Raw genomic sequence first — 20,539 nt, 5'->3', positions numbered from 1 at the left:
TTCTCACGCGGTCCGGTCGCGGGCCAGATGGCCCACGGACCGCGCCTAGAGCGCCTCGGCGCCCGAAATGATTTCGATCAGTTCCTTGGTGATCTGCGCCTGCCGCTGACGGTTGTAGGTGATCGACAGCTTGTTGATCATCTCGCCGGCGTTGCGCGTCGCATTGTCCATGGCGCTCATCTTGGCACCCATTTCGCCGGCCGCGTTTTCAAGCAGCGCGCGGAAAATCTGCACGGAGATGTTGCGCGGGATGAGGTCGGACAGGATTTCGCCCGGCTCCGGCTCGTACTCATAGACGGCGCTGCCCCCATCCACCGCCTCGGCGGGAGCCGAAGCGACGCCGGCCGGAATGATCTGCTGCGCGGTCGGAACCTGGCTGATCACCGACTTGAACTGCGAATAAAACAGCGTGCAGATGTCGAAGCCGCCGTCGTTGAAAAGGTGGATGACCTTCTTGGCGATCGCGTCGGCATTGACGAAGCCGAGCGTCTTCACCTCGCGCAGATCGATGCGGTCGAGAATCATCGATGCATAGTCGCGGCGCAGGATGTCGAAACCCTTCTTGCCGACGCAGATGATCTTGACCTGCTTGCCGTCGGCCAGAAGCCGGCGGATGTGATCGCGGGCAAGGCGCGCGATCTGCGAATTGAAGCCGCCGCACAGGCCGCGCTCGGCCGTGCAGACGACCAGCAGGTGCACGTCGTCCTTGCCGGTGCCGGTCATCAGCGCCGGGGCATCGCCACCGCCGCCGATCGCCTGGGTGATGTTGGCCAGCACGGAACCCATGCGCTCCGAATAGGGGCGCGCCGCTTCCGCGGCCTCTTGCGCACGGCGCAGCTTCGCCGCGGCGACCATCTGCATCGCCTTGGTGATCTTCTGCGTCGCCTTGACCGAGGCGATACGGTTACGAAGGTCTTTTAATGAAGGCATGCTTCAAACCTGATCCCGTCTTGTCGCTTCGCTCAGGCGAAGGTCTTGGCGAAAGCGTCGATCTCTGCCTTCAGCTTGGCGCGCAGATCGTCCGACAGCGCCTTTTCCTTGCGGATGGCGTCGAGAACGTCCTTGCCCGCCGCACGCATGTGGCTGAGCAGACCGTGCTCGAACTTGCCGACCTGGTTGACCGGCAGCTTGTCGAGATAGCCGTTGACACCGGCGAAGATCACCGCGACCTGCTCTTCCGTCTTCAGCGGCGAGAACTGCGGCTGCTTCAGGAGTTCGGTCAGGCGCGATCCGCGGTTGAGCAGGCGCTGCGTGGCGGCGTCGAGATCCGAGCCGAACTGCGCGAAGGCCGCCATTTCGCGGTACTGCGCGAGCTCGCCCTTGATCGAGCCGGCAACCTGCTTCATCGCCTTGATCTGCGCCGAGGACCCGACGCGCGACACCGACAGGCCGACGTTGACGGCCGGACGGATGCCCTGGAAGAACAGGTTGGTTTCGAGGAAGATCTGGCCGTCGGTGATCGAGATCACGTTGGTCGGGATGTATGCCGACACGTCGTTGGCCTGCGTTTCGATGACCGGCAGGGCCGTCAGCGAGCCATTGCCCAGATCGTCGTTGAGCTTGGCGGCGCGCTCAAGCAGGCGCGAGTGCAGATAGAAGACGTCGCCCGGATAGGCTTCGCGGCCCGGCGGGCGGCGCAACAGCAGCGACATCTGGCGATAGGCGACGGCCTGCTTGGACAGATCGTCGTAGCTGATCAGCGCGTGCATGCCGTTGTCGCGGAAATATTCGCCCATGGTGCAGCCGGCGAACGGCGCCAGGAACTGCATCGGCGCCGGATCGGAAGCGGTGGCGGCGACGATGATCGAATATTCGAGCGCGCCGCGCTCTTCCAGCACCTTGACGAACTGCGCGACGGTCGAGCGCTTCTGGCCGACGGCGACGTAGACGCAGTACAGCTTTTCCTTCTCGGGGCCGTTGTCGTGCACCGACTTCTGGTTGAGCATGGTGTCGAGGATGATGGCGGTCTTGCCGGTCTGGCGGTCACCGATGACCAGCTCGCGCTGGCCGCGGCCGACCGGGATCAGCGCATCGATGGCCTTGAGGCCGGTCGACATCGGCTCATGCACCGACTTGCGCGGAATGATGCCGGGCGCCTTGACGTCGACGCGCTTGCGTTCGGTCGCCTTGATCGGGCCCTTGCCGTCGATCGGGTTGCCGAGCGCGTCGACGACGCGGCCGAGCAGGCCCGGACCGACCGGAACGTCGACGATGGCGCCGGTGCGCTTGACGGTATCGCCTTCCTTGATGTCACGGTCGGCGCCGAAGATGACGACGCCGACATTGTCGGCTTCGAGGTTGAGCGCCATGCCGCGGATGCCGCCGGGAAATTCGACCATTTCGCCGGCCTGGACGTTGTCGAGGCCGTAGACGCGGGCGATACCGTCACCGACGGACAGCACCTGTCCGACTTCGGAGACTTCTGCCTCCTTGCCGAAATTCTTGATCTGGTCTTTCAGAATTGCGGAAATTTCCGCGGCGCGGATGTCCATCAGCCGACCTCTTTCAGTGCAAGCTTGAGCGAATTGAGTTTGGTTTTGAGCGACGTATCGATCTGGCGCGAGCCCATCCTGACCACCAGCCCGCCAAGCAGCGACGGATCGACGGTAACGGAGATGGCCACGTCCTTGCCGGCAACACTCTTCAGCGCCGCCTTGAGTTCTGTCTGCTGGGCGGCGGTCAGCTCATGAGCCGACGTCACTTCAGCAGCGGTTTCGCCGCGGTGTTCGGCCGCTATCTGGCGGAACGCCTTGATCATACCGGGCACGGCGAACAAGCGGCGGTTCCGTGCGACGACGCGCAGGAAATTGCCGGTGAGGCCGGTGATCTTGGCCTTGTCGGCGATCGCCGCGATGGCCTTGGCCTGATCCTCGCTGGAGAACACCGGGCTGTTGATCAGCCGGGTCAGGTCGGCGCTCCCCGCGAGCAGCGCTTCGAAACTGTTGAGGTCGGCCTCGACCTTGGCCACGGAATTTGCCTGCAGGGCGAGTTCGAACAGCGAACCCGCATAGCGTTCTGCGACACCTGAGATTGGCGATGACGATTGAGCCACGGACCGTCTTTTCTCTTGTCTGACAGGCCGCAGATTGTTGGCGCGAGCAAAAACTCTGGCTAAATCTTTGACCTTACTGCATTTTCTCAAGCACGGAGGCGCGGCTTCCGCTATCCCCGGCCGAAAGTCGATTGCCGTCTAGCACAGGCATTTTAAGACCGCAATGCGTCGTTCCGCATGCTTTTCAGGCACTATTGTCGCATCCGGCGAAAGACTCGGGTCTTGCGCGCCGGAATACCCTTGGATTCAGGGCACAAAGCCGAAGGCAAAGGCAAGCGGCAATGCCGCCAGGGCCAATTCCACCACAATGGAAACCCAATTGAAAGGTGTGTTGGCGCCGTCGGACATCATCGACAGCAGCCGGCCGAAGGCGGTGAACAGCCAGGAGAAGCCGAGCGCCATGTAAATCAGCGGCTGCGCCAGGAGGATACAGCACAGGCCGACGCCAAGATAAAAGCCCGACATCCTGCCGCGCCCCTCGGCGATCGCCGCCGCCTTCTCGGGCTTGGCCTGCAGGCGCAGGATGCGAAAGGCCAGGCCCGGCGCCAGGAAAAACAGAAGGCCGAGCAGCACCGTGAAGACCGCACTCGACCAAGCCAGCCATTCGCCCTGGCTCGTCGGCCATGGAAGCGCAAAATCCATTTTGTCCCCTCGAAATGCCTATTTTGAAGTTGCGGGCATTCTACCGGAGGAAAAACGCCGCGCCAGATAGCTCTGGGCACTTTAGCGGAGATGCATCAACCCAGAGCGAATTCCACGGCCGCCTCGGCATGGATCTGCGTCGTGTCGAAGACGGGAATGTCGAAATCTCGCTGCCCGATCAGCATGGTGATCTCGGTGCAGCCCATGATCAGGCTGTCGGCGGCCTCTTCACGGCGCAGACGTTCGGCTTCTTCGATATAGGCAGTCTTCGAAGCGTCGCTGACAATGCCCTGGCAGAGCTCGTCATAGATGACGCGATGCACCATGTCGCGCCCCGCGGCATCGGGCACCACGGGTGAGAGGCCGTATTTGTCGGCCAGCCGGCCCTTGTAGAAATCCTGTTCCATGGTGAACCGCGTCGCCAGCAGCACCGGGCGCTGCATGCCGGCGCGCTTGATCGCCACGGCGGTGGCGTCGGCGATGTGGATCAGCGGAATGGATAGCGACGCCTGCACCTGGTCAGCCAGCTTGTGCATGGTGTTGGTACACAAGAGCAGCCCTTCCGCGCCGCCCGCTTCGAGCTTGCGCGCGGCTTCGACCAGAAGCATGCCGGCACCATCCCAATCGCCATGATGCTGCCGCTCGGCGATCTCGGCGAAGTCGAACGACCAGAGCAGCAGTTTCGCCGAATGCAACCCGCCAAGCCGCTCGCGCACGATCTCGTTGAGCAGCCGATAGTAGATGGCGGTCGATTCCCAGCTCATGCCGCCCAGAAGGCCAAGGGTTTTCATGATGGGTTGTTCCTTTGCACGTGCAATTCCTATATTATGACCACATGAGACCACAAGGAGATTTGCCGTGAAAACAATGCAGGTTCGGGAGGCCAAGGCAGGGTTCTCGGCGCTGGTCGAGGCTGCGGAGAGCGGCGAGCCCACCATCATCACAAAGCACGGCAAGCCGGCGGCGGCCGTCGTTTCGGTCGAGGACTTACGAAAGCTTTATCCAGCCAAGCGACGAAACTTCGGAGAGTTTCTTCTGACCTATCCGGGAGGGATCGAGCTTGAAAGGAACGAGTCGCCGTCGAGGGACATCGATCTTTGAGCGGCTATCTTCTCGACACGTCCATTTTGTCCGCGTTCGCGCCCGGCGGGCCGCCAATTGCGAAAGACGTCGCCAATTGGGTCGTAACGCAAGGTGAGAAGCAAACGCTCTTCATACCGGTAATTGCAATCACCGAAATCGAGAAAGGCATACGCAAGCTCGATCGTGCTGGGGCCAAGGGGCGAGTGGATAGCCTCACTGTCTGGCTCAATGACACGATCGAAGGATTCGCAGATCAAATTCTAGGGATCAACGCCGATATAGCTCGAAGAGCGGGTCGAATGGAGGAAGCAGCCTCTGCGAAAGGGAAGAACCCGGGCCTGGCGGACACACTGATCGCTGCTACGGCGGCGGTTAACGGACTTACCGTGGTCACTACAAACGTCAGGCATTTTGAAGCGCTTGACGTTTTGTGCTGGAATATACTGCAAGACCCGCCAGGCTTCGACTAGTCGATCCCATTTTACAAAAAGCTCTGCGGATCGATGTCGACCTGCACCCGGACCGAACCGCGCTGTTTTGGCCCATTGGCCAGCATGGCCCGGATAAAACCTTGCATGTCGGCGCGGCGTTCACCCTGGATCAGCAGGCGGAAGCGATGGCGGCCGCCGAGCAGGGACAGTGGCGCTTCCGCCGGTCCCAATACAAACAGGTCCGATGCCTCCGGAGCGGCACGGCGCAGCCCGCGTGCATGGCCTTCGGCTTCGGCCCGCGTCACCGCGCTGACGATGACGCCGGCCAGCCGGCCGAAGGGCGGCAAGGCCGCCCGTTCGCGCTCGGCGATCTCGCGCTCGTAGAAAGCCTCGGCATCGCCCGAGACGATCGCCCGCATCACCGGATGGTCGGGTTGGAAGGTCTGCAGCAGGCCGAGGCTCTTCTTGCCGGTGCGCCCGGCGCGGCCGGTCACCTGGCTGAGCAGCTGGAAGGTTCGCTCGGCGGCGCGCGGATCGCCATTGGCGAGACCGAGATCGGCGTCGACGACGCCGACCAGGGTCATGTTGGGGAAGTTATGGCCCTTGGCGACGAGTTGCGTACCGATGACGATGTCGGCCTCGCCATCGGCGATCGCCTCAAGCTCCAGCCGCAGCCGCCGCACGCCGCCCATCAGGTCCGATGACAAGACGATTGTCCGCGCATCGGGGAAATGTGTGACCACCTCCTCGGCGATGCGCTCGACGCCCGGTCCGCAGGCGACCAGATGGTCGAGCGTGCCGCATTCCGGGCAGGCCTCGGGGCGGCGCTCATTGTGCCCGCAATGATGGCAGACCAGTTGGCCGCGAAAACGATGCTCGACCAGCCAGGCCGAGCACACCGGGCAGCCGAAACGGTGACCGCACACCCGGCACAGTGTCAGCGGCGCATAGCCGCGCCGGTTGAGGAACAAAAGCGACTGCTCCTTCTTTTCCAGCGTCCGGCGCATATGGTCGATCAGCACCGGCGACAGGAAGCCGCCGCGCGCCGGCGGCGCGCGCCGCATGTCGATCGACCTCAGCTGCGGCAGCGCCGCTTCGGCGAAACGGGCGGAAAGGACGGCCCTGTTGTATTTGCCCTGGCTCGCATTGACCCGGCTCTCGACCGATGGCGTCGCCGACGCCAGCACGACCGGAAAGCCGCCAATATGGCCGCGCACCACGGCCATGTCGCGGGCGTTGTAGAAGACGCGGTCTTCCTGCTTGTAGGCCGGGTCGTGCTCCTCGTCGACCACGATCAGGCCAAGTTCCTTGAAAGGCAGGAACAAAGCCGATCGGGCGCCGGCAACGACGCGCACCGTGCCCTCAGCCACTTGCCGCCAGACCTTTTCGCGCATCCTGGGCGGCAGGTCGGAATGCCATTCGCCCGGCTTGGCGCCGAAGCGCTGCTGGAAGCGCTCTAGGAAAGCGTGGGTCAGCGCGATTTCCGGCAAGAGGATCAGCACCTGCTTGCCCTGGTCGAGCGCCGCCGCCACCGCCTCGAAATAAACCTCCGTCTTGCCCGAACCGGTGACGCCGTCGAGCAGCGCGACATTGAAGGCGCCGGCCGCGACGTTGGCGCGCAGCATCGATGCTGCGTCGCTCTGATCCGGCATCAGCTCCGGCACGGCATAGCTTGGGTCGGGAGCGGCCACCACGGGGCGCGGCGGGATCATCACCGTCTCGAACACGCCCTGCGCCTTCAGCCCCTCGATCACCGTCGACGACACGCCGGCCGCATGCGCCAGGCCGGATCGCGTCCAGGCGAGCCCACCTTCGGCCGTCTCCAGCACGCGCGCCCGCGCATCCGTCATCCGGTCGGGAACGAGGAGCGTTCGCTGCAGCCCCTCGATCCAGGGCTCGGGGTCGAAGGCCTCCGGCGCGCGCAGCAGCATGCGTGCCACCATGCCCGGTGCCGACAGCGTGTATTGCGCCACCCAGTCGACGAAGCGGCGCATGGCGCGGTCGATCGGCGGGCAGTCGAAAACCTGTTCGATCGGGCGCAGCTTTTTCGCGTCGATGTTCTCGACCACGCCGTCCCAGACGATGCCGGCGACCTGGCGCGGGCCGAGCGGCACGCGCACGATCGACCCCGGAACCACGCGCATGCCGGCCGGCACGGCATAGGTGTAAGGGCGTTCGGCAGGCATCGGCACCAGCACCGGTGCGGCTGCGACAAAGGGCGAATCTTCGATCATGAGGCGTGACCTTGCCCCGACTTTGGTCTAGATCAAAGAGCAACGCTGAACGTGCCTTCCCAAGCACGACGAAATCGTCAGGAGACCGCCATGAAATTTTTTGTCGATACCGCCGATATCAAGGATATCCGTGAGCTCAACGATCTGGGGCTGCTTGACGGAGTCACCACCAACCCGTCGCTGATCCTGAAATCCGGCGGCAAGATCGCCGACGTCACCAAGCAGATCTGCGATATCGTCGAAGGTCCGGTTTCAGCCGAAGTGGTGGCGACCGAATACAAGAACATGATGGCGGAGGCCGAGGTGTTGGCCAAGATCGCGCCCAATGTCTGCATCAAGGTGCCGCTGACGCTGGACGGCCTGAAGGCCTGCAAGACGATCCGCACCCAGATGAACCGCATGGTCAACGTCACGCTGTGCTTCTCGGCCAACCAGGCGCTGCTCGCCGCCAAGGCCGGCGCCTCGTTCATCTCGCCCTTCGTCGGCCGCATTGACGACACCGGCTCGGACGGCATGGAGCTGATCCAGGAGATCCGCCAGATCTATGACAATTACGATTTCCAGACCGAGATCCTGACCGCATCGGTGCGCACGGTAAACCACGTCAAGCAGGCGGCCCTGATCGGTGCCGACGTTGTCACCGCGCCGCCGGCGACGCTGAAGGCGCTGGTCAACCATCCGCTGACCGACAAGGGCCTCGCCACCTTCCTCGCCGACTGGGCCAAGACCGGCCAGAAGATCGGCTGAGGTCGCACTGCTTCCATGAAAAAGGGCCGGGCAACCGGCCTTTTTTATTTTCAGAGGAAGAACACCACCGAAAGGCTGCCGATCAGTCCGTGCCGTCGTCGTCGGGCGCGGCCACCGGCGGGCGCCGCCCCATGGTGATCTCGCGCTTGCCGACATGGTTCGGCGCGCCGACCAATCCCTCTTTCTCCATGCGTTCGACCAGGGAAGCGGCGCGGTTGTAACCGATGCCGAGCCGGCGCTGGATGTAGGACGTCGAACACTTCTTGTCGCGCAACACCACCTTGACCGCTTCGTCATAGCTGGAATCGCCGTCCTCGGCGGCGACCGATCCCTTGTCGAAGACCGCGCCCTGGTCGTCCTCGGCCTCTTCCTCGTCCTCATCGGCCGTCACGGTTTCCAGATATTCCGGGCGGCCCTGCGCCTTCAGGTGCGCCACGACATGCTCGACCTCCGCGTCGGACACAAAGGGGCCGTGCACGCGGGCGATGCGTCCGCCACCCATCATGTGCAGCATGTCGCCCTGGCCAAGCAGCTGTTCGGCGCCCTGCTCGCCCAGGATGGTTCGGCTGTCGATCTTCGACGTGACCTGGAAGGAGATACGGGTCGGGAAATTGGCCTTGATCGTGCCGGTGATGACATCGACCGAGGGGCGTTGCGTCGCCATGATCAGGTGGATGCCGGCCGCGCGCGCCATCTGCGCCAGGCGCTGGATGGCGCCTTCGATCTCCTTGCCGGCGACCATCATCAGGTCGGCCATCTCGTCGACGATGACGACGATGTAGGGCATCTGCGCAAGGTCGATTTCCTGCTGCTCGAAGAGCGGCGCGCCGGTGCCCTTTTCGAAGCCGGCCTGCACCGTCATGACGACCGCCTCGCCCTTGTCGCGGGCCTGGGCGGCGCGCTCATTGTAGCCGTCGATGTTGCGCACGCCGAGCCGCGCCATCTTGCGATAGCGATCCTCCATCTCGCGCACCGCCCATTTGAGCGCGGTGACCGCCTTCTTGGGATCGGTGACGACGGGCGTCAGAAGATGCGGGATGCCGTCATAGACGGAGAGCTCCAGCATCTTGGGATCGACCATGATCAGCCGGCACTCTTCCGGCTTCAGCCGGTAGAGCAGCGACAGGATCATGGTGTTGATGGCAACCGACTTGCCCGAGCCGGTGGTGCCGGCAACGAGCAGATGCGGCATCTTCGCCAGCTCGGCGATGACAGGCTCGCCGCCGATCGTCTTGCCGAGGCAAAGCGCCAGCTTGCAGCTGGTCTTTCGGAAACCCTGCGATTCGATCAGCTCGCGGAAATAGACCGTCTCGCGCGTCTCGTTCGGCAGCTCGATTCCGATGACGTTGCGGCCCGGCACGACGGCGACGCGCGCCGAAATCGCCGACATGGAGCGGGCAATGTCGTCGGCAAGACCGATGACGCGGGACGATTTGACGCCCGGCGCCGGCTCGAACTCATAGAGGGTCACGACCGGACCCGGGCGAACGTGGATGATCTCGCCCTTGACGCCGAAATCCTCGAGCACGCTTTCCAGGAGATCGGCATTCTGCTCGAGCCGCTCCTGCGACATGTAGAAGCCCTGCCCTTCCGGCGGCTGCTGCAGCAGCTCTTCGGAGGGAAGTTCGTATGCCTCGCCCGTCGTGGCCGGCACGATCTTGCCGACCCTGGGCAGCGTCGCGGAGGCCCGCAAGGCTGGAGCCTGCACAGTCTCCTCCGCGCCTTGCGCGGCCTGGACCTGAACGGCGTTGCTTGTCGCGGCGACGGGACCCGCAGCCGCTGTCCGGGCATCCTGCGGCGCGTTGCTCGCGGCTTCGTTCGAATTGGCCGGACGGACATCCGGCAAGGAGGATGGGGCTTGCAGGCCCGGAAGCCACTCGATGACCCGAAACAACGCCGTCGGGTCATCCGTGGGCGTTGCGCGGATATCCACCCGTGGTGGGACAACCGGCGCGGCCGGCCGCGGAACCGGGACCGCCCGTGGCGCCGGCAACGGGCTCTCGATCATGTAGGGCGCCATGAGTTCGAAGAAGACGTGATCCGACAGGTAGGGCCAGCGTGCATTTCCGCGGCCTTGTGTTCTGACCTGTGACGCAACCTCGCGGGCAGACGCTGCCGGCGTGTATGCGCGTGCCGTTACCGCCGTCCTGGAGCCCGCCGGGGCAACAGTGCGCGCCTTTTCACCGGCATGCCCTGGCTGGGCGGATACAGGGGCAGGGGCAGCCTGCCTTTCATGCGTCGCCACCCTGTTGCTTGCGAGAGGCCGGGCGGCTTCCAGAGCGGGGTTTCTCATAGGCGATGGCGAGGACGAGCCGGCTTGGAGTGCCGCAGTCGGACGGGCGATTGCGTGCTGTGTCGGCGGCGTCAGGGGTTCACTTTCCTCGACGGCAACCTGCTCGTGCCGCGTGTTGTTTGTGCTGGCGTCATAGTCCGGCGTGCGCGTGAACCGCACATTGGGCGCCAGGAAGAAATAATCCTGCCAGGCGGGGCTTTCGTTGCCACCAAGATGAACGGGCGGCTGGGAATTGCCGGCCTTGGCCGCTCCGGTCCGCTGGCTATCCGCCTTGTCGCTCCTGCCGCTGAAACGCTCTACTCTGGGGTCGTCGGGCGAGGTTGCCTTCAATGAATTGACCCGGGGAAAACGCTTGGATTCCATTCTCAAGACTCACTCTGAAACGTCTGCTGAGCAATAGGGAGCGAGTGGTTAACAGTTGCTTCCCTTGAGCGCCGCTAAAGCAACTGAAACGTATCTTTCACGACGATATGGAGTGATCGGGATTCGAGCCGTTGATCGTCATTCGGCGATCACTCGCTCATCCCTGCGTCGGGCTAAAAAGCGCGCTAAAAAAGGGCGCCCGGCTGCTACCGGGAGGCCTGACGCAAGGATCGAGATGGCGTCTTCGTAAAAACGAAGAGCGGCGTCAGCTGGCCGCCTTGCCGTGCCGGACCAGATCCTGGGCGATGGACAGTTGCAGGGCCTCGGCCAGTTCGCGCGCGGCGCGATTTTCGGCGTCGATCTGCGCCCGATACGAGGCGAATTCCTGACGCGGCCTGTCAAAGGAGGAGGTGATCGCGCGCTTGCCGACCGTGATGACGACACCGGTTTTCGCATCGGTCAGCGTATAGCTGGCGGTAAGTGTCACCGAACCGGCTGTCGGCTCGTCCTCATCGGTTCCGACCTGCACGAGGGCGGAGGATTCAACGGCTTCGGAGACGCTGAGATCAAGCGAATAAAGCGGCGATGCCGGTTCGCCGGCACCGCGCCCAAAGCCGAAGATCAGGTTGTTGCGCACCTGCTGGGCATAACGCGTCTTGACCGGCTTGATGGCGATCGATGCCAGTTCGGCATTGGCGCTCGAACCCGTCGTCAGCGGCGCGCTGGAATAGAGCGGCCGCACCGTGCAGGCCGAAACCAGCGCGAGCGACCCGACAAGGCCGGCAAGCGCCACACGGCGCAGCAAACGGCTCAGCTCTGTCTTTTCCTGATCAGGCAACGACATTGACGATCCTCTGCGGCACGATGATCACCTTGCGCGGAGCCTTACCTTCAAGTGCTTTCTGCACGAAGTCGAGAGCCAATACCGCTTTTTCGACCGCACCTTGGTCCGCGTCGCGGGCAATTGTCAAATCCCCCCGCTTCTTGCCGTTGACCTGCACCGGATAGGTGACTTCGTTGTCGATGACCAGCGCCGGATCGAAGACCGGCCACGGCCGTTCGGCGACCAGTTCGGTACCGCCGAGCGTCTCCCAGCACTCTTCGGCCAGATGCGGCATCACGGGCGCGATCAGATGCACCAGGATCTCCACGGCCTGGCGGCAGGCGCCTTGCAGCGCCGGATCGGCCTTGCCTTCGGCCACCTCGTTGAGCGGTGTGGTCAGCACATTGGCCAGTTCATAGATGCGGGCGATGGCGCGGTTGAAGGCGAGCTTCTCGATGTCCTCGCCGACTGCCTTGAGGATCTTGTGCGTGGCCTTCGAGACCGCTCCCGCCTCGCCGGCGCCGGCCGCGGCAGGCTTGACGCCCGCCAGCGTCTCGGCCGCTGTCGACACCAGGCGCCAGATGCGCTGCATGAAGCGATGCGCGCCGGCGGCGCCATCGTCGGTCCATTCGACGTCGCGCTCGGGCGGTGAGTCCGACAGCATGAACCAGCGCGCCGTGTCGGCGCCGTAGCCGTCGGTGATGTCTTCCGGGCTAACCGTGTTCTTCTTCGACTTCGACATCTTTTCCAGCGGGCCAATGGTGACCGCTTCGCCAGTGGCGATGTCGATGGCGCGGCGCTTGCCGTCGACTTCCTCCAGCCGCACCTCGGTCGGTGCCAGCCAGCGGCCATTCGATGCCGAACCGACCCGGTAGGTCTCGTGCACCACCATGCCTTGCGTGAACAGGCCCTTGAAGGGCTCGGCGAGATCGACATGGCCGGTCTCGCGCATGGCGCGGGTGAAGAAACGCGAATAGAGCAGGTGCAGGATCGCATGCTCGATGCCGCCAATATACTGGTCGACCGGCAGCCATTCGTTCGCCGCCTTGGGATCGGTCGGCTCGTGCGCCCAGGGCGCGGTGAAGCGGGCGAAATACCAGGACGAATCGACGAACGTATCCATCGTGTCGGTCTCGCGGCGCGCGTCCTTGCCGCATTGCGGGCATTTCACGTGCCGCCAGGTCGGATGCCGGTCGAGCGGATTGCCCGGCCGGTCGAAATCGACGTCGTCGGGCAGCTTGACCGGAAGGTCGGCCTTTGGAACCGGCACCACGCCGCAATCCTCGCAATGGATCATCGGGATCGGGCAGCCCCAGTAGCGCTGGCGCGAAATGCCCCAGTCGCGCAGGCGGAAATTCACCTTGCGCTCGGCCATCGGCCGGTTGCCGATCGTCTTCTGTTCCAGGAGCCTGGCCACTTCGTCAAAAGCCTGGGTCGGCTTCATCCCGTCGAGGAAGCGCGAATTGATCATCGCACCGTCGTCGCCATAGGCCACGTCGATGATCTGGAAGGTCGCCTGATTCTCGCCTTCCGGCATCACCACCGGCACCACCGTCAGGCCGTATTTGTTGGCGAAATCGAGGTCGCGCTGGTCATGCGCCGGGCAGCCGAAGATGGCGCCGGTGCCGTATTCCATCAAAACGAAATTGGCCACATAGACAGGCAGCGTCCAGCTGTCGTCGAAGGGATGGACGACGCGGATGCCGGTGTCGAACCCCTTCTTCTCCGCCGTCTCCAGCGCCGCCACCGAAGTGCCCATATGGCGGACCTCCTCGATGAACTTCGCCATCTCCGGATTGGTCTCGGCGGCTTTCTTGGCCAGCGGATGATCGGCGGCGATGGCCATGAAGGAGGCACCGAAAATAGTGTCGGGCCGCGTCGTGTAGACTTCCAGCTCATGCTCGCCCGCAATGTCCGAGGCGAGCGGCCAGCGGATCAGCAGGCCTTCCGAACGGCCGATCCAGTTCTGCTGCATCAGCTTCACTTTTTCGGGCCATTCATCGAGGCCGTCGAGCGAATCCAGCAGGTCCTGCGCGAAATCGGTGATCTTGAAGAACCACTGCGTCAGCTCGCGCTGCTCGACCAGCGCGCCGGAGCGCCAGCCGCGCCCGTCGATGACCTGTTCGTTGGCGAGCACGGTCATGTCCTCCGGGTCCCAATTGACCTTGGAGGATTTGCGCGTCACCAGTCCTTTCTCGACGAAATCCAGGAACAGCATCTGCTGCCGGTGATAGTAGTCGACGTCGCAGGTGGCGAATTCGCGTGCCCAGTCCAGCGACAGGCCCATGACCTTGAGCTGCTCGCGCATGGTGGCGATGTTCTGGTAGGTCCATTCCTTGGGATGGACCTTGTTCTGCATGGCCGCGTTCTCGGCCGGCATGCCGAAGGCGTCCCAGCCCATCGGATGCAGCACGTTGAACCCCTTGGCCCGCTTGTAGCGCGCCACCACGTCACCCATCGTGTAGTTGCGGGTGTGGCCGATATGGATGCGCCCCGACGGATAGGGGAACATTTCCAGCACGTAGTATTTAGGCTTCGGGTCGTCATTGTGCGCTTCGAAAAGCTTCTTGGTGGCCCAGGCCTTCTGCCATTTGGGCTCTGACGCGCGCGGATTGTATCGTTCGGTTGCCATGGGACGTTTTTCACTTAAAAGCAGGCGCGAACCGCGGGCGACTGGCTCGGCGGTTCAGGGAATGTGGTCCGGGTGTTCACCATGGTTTGGCAAACCCGTCAACCATATGGGCATCGCGGCGGTTAAAAACGCGGGTCAAAACAGCGGGATTTGCATATGGGTGACACCGTTCAGCAGTTTTTCGCGGTCAAGGCGAGGATCGCCGCCGCCGAGCAGGAGGCCGCTCGCCAGGCCGGTGCCGTGACGCTGGTCGCGGTTTCCAAGACCTTTGACGCCGCCGACATCCAGCCGGTGATCGAGGCCGGCCAGCGGGTCTTCGGCGAGAATCGCGTCCAGGAAGCGCAAGGCAAATGGCCGGATTTGAAGCTGGCATTCCCCGACATCGAACTGCACCTGATCGGTCCGCTGCAATCGAACAAGGCGAAAGAGGCGGTCGCGCTGTTCGACGTCATCGAGACGGTCGACCGCGAGAAGATCGCCGCCGAACTCGCCAAGGAAATGGCCCGGCAAGGCCGCGCGCCGAAACTCTATGTCCAGGTCAACACCGGCTCCGAGCCGCAGAAGGCCGGCATCGAACCGCGCGATGCCGTGGCTTTCGTCACCCGCTGCCGCGATGTCCACGGCCTCGCCATCGAAGGCCTGATGTGCATCCCCCCGGCAGACGAAAATCCCGGCCCGCATTTCGCGCTGCTGGAGAAGCTTGGGCGCGAGGCCGGAGTCGAAAAGCTATCCATGGGCATGTCCGGCGACTACGAAACGGCCATCGCCTTCGGCGCTACCAGCGTCAGGGTCGGCTCGGCGATTTTTGGTAGCCGTTAGCCCCAGACGCCAACACGGCATTCCTTGCCGCATCATCGGGCGAATGTTATATCCAGCCAAGCTAGCTAGGGGGCATTCAATGAACTGGCACCTTCAGGACGCAAAGAACAATTTCTCCAAGGTGGTTCAGCGTGCGCGCAGCGAGGGACCGCAGACGGTGACGTTGCGCGGCGAGCGCGCCGCAGTGGTGCTTTCCGCCGAGGATTACGACCGCCTGGCCGGAAAGAAGAAGTCGTTGGCCGAATATCTTTTGACTGGTCCGGTTTGGGACGATGATTTCGCCGAAGAGGTCAGCCGCCGCTCGGAGACGATGATCCGGGACGTCGATCTCTGATGTATCTGCTCGACACGAACATCGTTTCGGATGTGCAGAGGCGACTACCCAAGCCAACCGAATGGCTGGCTTCGGTGGATCCGACCTCGGTCAGCCTCAGCGTCATCACGCTTGGAGAGATCGAACGTGGGATCATCAAGCTACGCAAGGTCGACTCCGAAAAGGCAACACGCCTCGATCTGTGGCTACGGGAGCTTCGGCGCGACAATGCCGATCGTATTCTCGCCGTCACGGAAGATGTCGCGTTAACTTGGGGCCGCATCACCGCCCGCCGTACACGAGGCAGCGCCGATACCCTCATCGCGGCTACCGCTCTTGTCCATGATCTCATTCTTGTGACGCGCAATGTTGCCGACTTCGACGATACAGGCGTGACGGTGTTCAATCCCTGGGACGCCTAAGCCAGTTCGTTTTCGCCTCGTGGGCATCTCACCTCCGCTCATGCCTACAGCGTTGGGCCAATCCAGAAGCGTCATTACGCCAACACTGGAAACGAAACGTACCGTTCCTATTTGTTTTGCGTCATCACATTTTTTTGGAGCCTTCGCCATGCGTTACAACCAGCTTGGGAATACGGGGATGTTCGTCTCCGAACTCTGTCTCGGCACCATGACCTTCGGCGCTGCCGGCCAGAACGCCCAATGGGGCCTGATCGCGAGCCTCGACCAGAAGGGCGTCAATGAGATTGTCGGCCGCTCGATCGCCGCCGGCGTCAACTTCTTCGACACGGCCGATGTCTATTCCTTCGGTGAATCCGAGCGTCTGCTCGGCCAGTCCCTGCGGGACCTCGGCATTCCCAGATCGAGCGTGGTGATCGCCACCAAGGTCCATGGTACCATGGGCAACGGGCCGAACGACCGCGGCTCCTCGCGGGGTCACATCATGGATTCGGTCGATGCCAGCCTCGAACGGTTGCAACTCGACCATATCGATCTCTATCAGCTGCACGGTACCGACGCGGTGACCCCGATCGACGAAACGCTGCGGGCGCTCGACGATCTCGTTGCCAGCGGCAAGGTCCGCTATGTCGGGGTTTCCAACTGGCAGGCCTGGCGCATCGCCAAGGCGCTCGGCATCGCCGACCGCAAGGGTTTTGCTCGTTTCGAGACCATACAGTCCTATTATTCGATCGCCGGTCGCGATCTCGAACGTGAGATCGTGCCGCTCATCAACGAGGAGAAACTCGGCTTGATGGTGTGGTCGCCCATGGCCGGCGGCCTGCTGTCGGGCAAATACGGTCCCGGCGCGCCCGGCAATGGCGAGGGCCGCCGTGCGTCCTTCAACTTCCCGCCGGTCAACGAGGACCGTGCCTGGGCGGCCGTCGGCGTCATGCGCGAGATCGCCAAGAAGCACGACGTCAGCGTTGCCACCGTGGCGCTCGGCTATGTCCTGGCCAAGCCTTTCGTGATGAGCGTCATCATAGGCGCCAGCCGTATGGACCAGCTCGAACAGAACCTTGCCGCGGCTGAAGTGAAACTCGACGCGGACGATCTCGCCAAGCTCGACGAAGTCAGCGCGCTGCCGTCCGAATATCCAGCATGGATGCTGGAGCGGCAAGGCGCCGGCCGGCGCCCGGCGCCGTTCGTAACCAAGGCATAGGCAGCCGGCACAGACATTTCGGGAGCCGGCCGGCTCCCGAAAACCGTTCAGCCCAGCCGCACGCTCTCGCCCAGGAAATCGAGAAACGCCCTTACCCGTGCCGGCAGATGCCGGCCTTGGCCGACATAGACAGCATGCGTCGCCTCCTCGTCGCCCGGGTTGAAATCCTCCAGCAGCGGCACTAGCCGCCCGGCGGCGATGTCGGCCGCCACATGCCAGCGCGCCAGCCGGGAAATGCCTGCCCCGGCCAGCGTCATCAGCCGCATTGCCTCGCCGTCGCTGACCTGGGTGTTGCCGGTGATCGGGATCATGACGGCATTGCCCTGCGCGTCGAGGAACGGCCAGCCGTCAATGTGCCTGACGAAGCCGAAGCCCATCCGGTTGTGTGCGTCGAGATCGGCCGGCGTCAGCGGCGTGCCGTGCGGCTCGAGGTAGGAAGGGGCCGCAACGACGACCACCGGGCTCTGCCCGAGCTTGCGCGCCACCAGCCGTGACTCGCCAAGCGGCCCGGCCCGGATCGCCACATCGGCACGTTCGGCCATCAGGTCGATGACACTGTCGGTCAGCACCAGATCGACCGAGATTTCGGGATAGCGTTCGAGGAAGCGCGGCAGCAGCGGGATCAGCCGGTGCACCCCGAACGGCACGTAGGTGTTGACGCGCAGCCGCCCGCGCGGTGCGGCGCCCGCGGCCGCCTCGCGCTCTGCTGCTGCCATGTCGGCGAGGATGCGTAGTCCGCTTTCATAGAACGCCGCCCCTTCCGGGGTCAGCAGCAGCTTGCGCGTCGAGCGGCTGACCAGCCGCGCGCCGAGCCGGGATTCCAGCCTCGCGATTAGCTTGCTGACGGCCGACGGCGTCATGCGCAACGCGCGCGCCGCGGCGGAAAAGCTGCCTGCCTCGACGACGCGCACGAAGACTTCGATCTCGCCGGAACGGTTTATGTCGGGTCTGGCCATCTGTGAATCTATTTCACAGAAAATATGCCTTGATCAAGTCTGGTTCACAGCACCCGGCAACACGATCTTCCCGGTCGGGGCGCGGATTGGACAAGGGCGCTCATCGCCTTAACGGCCGTCTTTCAAAGTGGGAACCGCCATGCCTCTTGCTCTCTACGCCCTCGCCGCCGGTGCCTTCGGCATCGGCGTCACCGAATTCGTCATCATGGGCCTGCTGCTCGACGTCAGCAAGGATCTCGGCGTCTCGATCTCCGCCGCCGGGCAGCTCATTTCGGGCTACGCGCTCGGCGTCGTCATCGGCGCGCCGCTGCTCACCATCGCCACCGGCAATTGGCCGCGCAAGACCGTGCTTCTGGCGCTGATGGCGATCTTCACGCTGGGCAACCTCGCTTGTGCGCTGGCCCCCGACTACTGGACCCTGATGGGTGCGCGCGTCGTCACCGCCTTTGCCCACGGCACCTTCTTCGGCGTCGGCTCGGTGGTCGCCACCGGCCTGGTCGCGCCCAACAGGAAGGCCTCGGCGATCGCGCTGATGTTCACCGGGCTCACCATCGCCAACATCCTCGGCGTGCCTTTCGGCACCTGGCTTGGCCAGGCCTTCGGCTGGCGTGCGACCTTCTGGGCGGTCACCGCGGTCGGCCTGGCGGCCTTCGCCGTCATCCTGGCCCTGGTGCCGAGCAGCCAGGCCGCGCCCGAGAGGAGCGACCTGCGCGCCGATCTCGCCGTGCTGCGCCGCACGCCGGTCCTGCTCGGGCTTGCCACCACCGTGCTCGGCTATGCCGGCGTCTTCGCCGTCTTCACCTACATCGCGCCGCTGTTGACGCAGATCAGCGGCTTCGAGGAAGCCGCCGTGTCGCCGATCCTGCTCGTCTTCGGCGGCGGCCTCATCGCCGGCAACCTCGCCGGCGGCAAGGTCGCCGACCGCTGGCTGGTGCCGGCGGTGCTGGGCAGTCTCGTCGTGCTGGCCCTTGTGCTGGCGACCATGAGCTTCGCCATCCACAGCCAGGTTATGGCCGTCATCTATGTCGGCCTGTTGGGCGCCGCGGCCTTCGCCACGGTGGCGCCGCTGCAGATGTGGGTACTGGAAAAGGCGCAAGGCGCCGGCCAGAGCCTCGCCTCGTCCTTCAACATCGCCGCCTTCAATCTCGGCAACGCCGCCGGCGCCTGGCTTGGCGGCGTGGTCATCGCCCATGGCCTCGGATTGGGTTCGCTCACCTGGGTCGCCGCCCTGCTGCCAGTCGCCGCACTCGCCGTGGCCGCGCTGGCCCTGCGCCTCGATCGCACCAACGCGCTCGGCGAGCCTGTCTCCGTCCGGTCCTGACGCTCGTCGGCGAACCGGATTGCCTTTCCTCTTTCCAAACCACCAGGAGCAGAAAATGGATTATCGACGTCTCGGCGCATCGGGCCTGAAAGTGCCCGCACTCTCGTTCGGCGCGGGAACCTTCGGCGGCTCCGGCCCGCTGTTCGGTGCCTGGGGCAACAGCGACGCCAGGGAAGCGCGGCGGCTGATCGACATCTGCCTTGAAGCCGGCGTCAATCTGTTCGACACGGCCGACGTCTATTCGAGCGGCGCCTCGGAACAGGTGCTGGGCGAAGCGATCAAGGGCCGCCGCGACGCCGTGCTGATCTCGACCAAGACCTCGCCGCCGATGGGTGACGGGCCGGCCGACTACGGCTCGTCGCGTTCGCGGCTGATCAAGGCCACGGACGCCGCGCTGAAACGCCTCGGCACCGACTACATCGACCTGTTGCAACTGCATGCCTTTGATGCCGGCACGCCGATCGAGGAGGTGCTTTCGACGCTGGACGAACTCGTGCGCGCCGGCAAGCTGCGCTATGTCGGCGTCTCCAACTTCTCCGGCTGGCAAGTGATGAAGTCGCTGGCGGAGGCCGACAAGCACGGCTATCCCCGCTATGCCGCGCATCAGGTCTACTACTCGCTGGTCGGCCGCGACTATGAGTGGGAACTGATGCCGCTCGGCCTCGACCAGGGCGTCGGCGCACTGGTCTGGAGCCCCCTTGGCTGGGGCCGGCTGACCGGCAAGATCCGCCGTGGCCAGCCGCTGCCGGAAAAGAGCCGGCTGCATGACACGGCGGATTTCGGCCCGCCGGTCGAGGACGAGCATCTCTACCGGGTCATGGACGCGCTGGACGCGGTGGCGCAGGAGACCAGCAAGACGGTGCCGCAGATCGCCATCAACTGGCTGTTGCAGCGCCCGACCGTTTCCTCCGTCATCATCGGCGCCCGCAACGAGGAGCAGTTGCGCCAGAACCTCGGCGCGGTCGGCTGGGCGCTGACGCCGGATCAGGTGAAGAAACTCGACGCGGCGAGCGAAGTCACCGCGCCCTACCCGTATTTCCCCTATCGCCGCCAGGAAGGCTTCGCCCGGCTTAACCCACCGGCGGTGTGACATCTCCTGCCTTGGGTCGCGTGGTACGCGACCCCGGAACCAGAACGCCCCCTCCCCCAATCGGCCAAAGTGCCGCGTGGCCGCTGCCGATGAGGGAGATGACGAACAAGCAGACGATCC

Annotated in this window: 19 protein-coding genes; 9 read left to right on the top strand and 10 right to left on the bottom strand. The window is 64.1% G+C overall.

Going from position 1 to position 20,539, the window contains the following annotated elements:
* Nucleotides 1-45 precede the first annotated feature (45 nt).
* The 5 genes from AC07SZ_RS17965 to AC07SZ_RS17945 form a co-directional block, all read right to left on the bottom strand.
* Nucleotides 46-930, bottom strand: coding sequence for a F0F1 ATP synthase subunit gamma (locus AC07SZ_RS17965; RefSeq protein ID WP_056575131.1), 885 nt, complete (start codon nt 928-930; stop codon nt 46-48).
* A gap of 32 nt (nt 931-962) precedes the next feature.
* Nucleotides 963-2,492, bottom strand: a complete 1,530-nt coding sequence (gene atpA / locus AC07SZ_RS17960) for a F0F1 ATP synthase subunit alpha (RefSeq protein WP_019861845.1) — start codon at nt 2,490-2,492, stop codon at nt 963-965.
* Entirely contained in the window at nt 2,492-3,052 is a 561-nt protein-coding gene (locus AC07SZ_RS17955) for a F0F1 ATP synthase subunit delta (RefSeq protein ID WP_494915294.1), read from the bottom strand. Before AC07SZ_RS17955 ends, atpA begins: the two co-directional genes overlap by 1 nt.
* 246 nt (nt 3,053-3,298) lie before the next feature.
* Complete coding sequence (locus AC07SZ_RS17950; protein ID WP_056575124.1) at nt 3,299-3,694, bottom strand: AGROH133_08824 family phage infection protein; 396 nt, start codon at nt 3,692-3,694, stop codon at nt 3,299-3,301.
* Nucleotides 3,695-3,789: 95 nt separating this feature from the next.
* A complete protein-coding gene (locus tag AC07SZ_RS17945) occupies nt 3,790-4,485 on the bottom strand; it encodes an aspartate/glutamate racemase family protein (RefSeq protein WP_494915293.1) in 696 nt (231 codons plus the stop codon).
* Between the two features lie 67 nt (nt 4,486-4,552).
* Between AC07SZ_RS17945 and AC07SZ_RS17940 the strand changes: the two genes are divergently transcribed.
* Together AC07SZ_RS17940 and AC07SZ_RS17935 are read left to right on the top strand one after the other, a co-directional pair.
* The gene (locus AC07SZ_RS17940; protein WP_056575120.1) at nt 4,553-4,795 is read left to right on the top strand and encodes a type II toxin-antitoxin system Phd/YefM family antitoxin; all 243 of its coding nucleotides are present in this window, start codon (nt 4,553-4,555) and stop codon (nt 4,793-4,795) included.
* Nucleotides 4,792-5,247 carry a type II toxin-antitoxin system VapC family toxin gene (locus AC07SZ_RS17935; protein ID WP_056575118.1) on the top strand — a complete coding sequence of 152 codons (456 nt, stop codon included), beginning with the start codon at nt 4,792-4,794 and terminating at the stop codon, nt 5,245-5,247. The genes AC07SZ_RS17940 and AC07SZ_RS17935 overlap by 4 nt, the downstream gene beginning before the upstream one ends.
* Before the next feature lie 11 nt (nt 5,248-5,258).
* On the opposite strand, the gene AC07SZ_RS17930 is transcribed toward AC07SZ_RS17935, so the two are convergent.
* On the bottom strand, nt 5,259-7,442 hold the full coding sequence (locus tag AC07SZ_RS17930; RefSeq protein WP_056575116.1) for a primosomal protein N': 2,184 nt from the start codon (nt 7,440-7,442) through the stop codon (nt 5,259-5,261).
* A gap of 90 nt (nt 7,443-7,532) precedes the next feature.
* On the opposite strand from AC07SZ_RS17930, the gene fsa reads away from it, so the two are divergent.
* Nucleotides 7,533-8,189: a fructose-6-phosphate aldolase gene (fsa, locus tag AC07SZ_RS17925; protein WP_056575113.1), complete on the top strand. Its 657-nt coding sequence runs from the start codon at nt 7,533-7,535 to the stop codon at nt 8,187-8,189.
* A gap of 82 nt (nt 8,190-8,271) precedes the next feature.
* Here the strand turns inward: fsa and AC07SZ_RS17920 are convergent, their stop codons facing one another.
* The 3 genes from AC07SZ_RS17920 to leuS all read right to left on the bottom strand — a co-directional run bounded on the left by AC07SZ_RS17920 (nt 8,272) and on the right by leuS (nt 14,300).
* Complete coding sequence (locus AC07SZ_RS17920) at nt 8,272-10,845, bottom strand: DNA translocase FtsK (RefSeq protein WP_494915291.1); 2,574 nt, start codon at nt 10,843-10,845, stop codon at nt 8,272-8,274.
* A gap of 265 nt (nt 10,846-11,110) precedes the next feature.
* Nucleotides 11,111-11,689 carry an LPS assembly lipoprotein LptE gene (gene lptE, locus AC07SZ_RS17915; protein ID WP_494915289.1) on the bottom strand — a complete coding sequence of 193 codons (579 nt, stop codon included), beginning with the start codon at nt 11,687-11,689 and terminating at the stop codon, nt 11,111-11,113.
* Complete coding sequence (gene leuS / locus AC07SZ_RS17910) at nt 11,676-14,300, bottom strand: leucine--tRNA ligase (RefSeq protein WP_065005499.1); 2,625 nt, start codon at nt 14,298-14,300, stop codon at nt 11,676-11,678. Before leuS ends, lptE begins: the two co-directional genes overlap by 14 nt.
* Before the next feature lie 156 nt (nt 14,301-14,456).
* Between leuS and AC07SZ_RS17905 the strand changes: the two genes are divergently transcribed.
* From AC07SZ_RS17905 to AC07SZ_RS17890, 4 genes are all read left to right on the top strand, one after another.
* Nucleotides 14,457-15,119 (top strand): YggS family pyridoxal phosphate-dependent enzyme, encoded by a 663-nt coding sequence (locus tag AC07SZ_RS17905; protein WP_056575101.1) that lies wholly within the window; start codon nt 14,457-14,459, stop codon nt 15,117-15,119.
* Between the two features lie 79 nt (nt 15,120-15,198).
* Nucleotides 15,199-15,453 (top strand): type II toxin-antitoxin system Phd/YefM family antitoxin, encoded by a 255-nt coding sequence (locus tag AC07SZ_RS17900; RefSeq protein ID WP_056575098.1) that lies wholly within the window; start codon nt 15,199-15,201, stop codon nt 15,451-15,453.
* Nucleotides 15,453-15,854: a type II toxin-antitoxin system VapC family toxin gene (locus AC07SZ_RS17895; protein WP_065005498.1), complete on the top strand. Its 402-nt coding sequence runs from the start codon at nt 15,453-15,455 to the stop codon at nt 15,852-15,854. Before AC07SZ_RS17900 ends, AC07SZ_RS17895 begins: the two co-directional genes overlap by 1 nt.
* 148 nt (nt 15,855-16,002) lie before the next feature.
* Entirely contained in the window at nt 16,003-17,052 is a 1,050-nt protein-coding gene (locus AC07SZ_RS17890) for an aldo/keto reductase (protein WP_056575092.1), read from the top strand.
* Between the two features lie 47 nt (nt 17,053-17,099).
* On the opposite strand, the gene AC07SZ_RS17885 is transcribed toward AC07SZ_RS17890, so the two are convergent.
* Nucleotides 17,100-18,008, bottom strand: coding sequence for a LysR family transcriptional regulator (locus AC07SZ_RS17885; protein WP_494915288.1), 909 nt, complete (start codon nt 18,006-18,008; stop codon nt 17,100-17,102).
* Nucleotides 18,009-18,147: 139 nt separating this feature from the next.
* On the opposite strand from AC07SZ_RS17885, the gene AC07SZ_RS17880 reads away from it, so the two are divergent.
* Together AC07SZ_RS17880 and AC07SZ_RS17875 are read left to right on the top strand one after the other, a co-directional pair.
* Nucleotides 18,148-19,329 carry an MFS transporter gene (locus AC07SZ_RS17880; protein WP_056575087.1) on the top strand — a complete coding sequence of 394 codons (1,182 nt, stop codon included), beginning with the start codon at nt 18,148-18,150 and terminating at the stop codon, nt 19,327-19,329.
* A gap of 55 nt (nt 19,330-19,384) precedes the next feature.
* On the top strand, nt 19,385-20,419 hold the full coding sequence (locus AC07SZ_RS17875; RefSeq protein ID WP_494915286.1) for an aldo/keto reductase: 1,035 nt from the start codon (nt 19,385-19,387) through the stop codon (nt 20,417-20,419).
* Nucleotides 20,420-20,539: the final 120 nt, after the last annotated feature.

It is taken from the genome of Mesorhizobium sp. GW821-FHT07A06, from assembly GCF_059419085.1.
Note: the sequence above shows the minus strand (reverse complement) of the source record. Positions and strands in the feature narration are given on the sequence as shown.